Source organism: Corynebacterium sp. HMSC074H12 (genome assembly GCF_001813755.1).
Classification (GTDB): domain Bacteria; phylum Actinomycetota; class Actinomycetes; order Mycobacteriales; family Mycobacteriaceae; genus Corynebacterium; species Corynebacterium hiratae.
In genome coordinates, this window is the sequence record NZ_KV813928.1 from 1 (window position 1) to 205 (window position 205).

The following is a 205-nucleotide window of genomic DNA, read 5'->3' on the forward strand; positions in this document are numbered from 1 at the left end:
TGATCACACGGTTCCAAGAGGCCTACCAACTCGACGAAGTCACCGTCGTTGCTGATGCAGGCATGTTCTCCGCGGCGAACAAACAAGCACTCATTGATGCAGGCTTGCACTACATCTTGTCGGTGAAAACCCCCACCGTGCCAGAGGTGATCGAAACCTGGCGGCGGGAACACCCCGGTGAAGACTACACCCACGGCCAGATCTG

1 pseudogene is annotated in these 205 nt (G+C 57.1%); it reads left to right on the forward strand.

What is annotated here, in order from left to right:
- A pseudogene (locus HMPREF2932_RS08805) lies at window positions 1–205 on the forward strand (transposase); the annotation flags it as partial.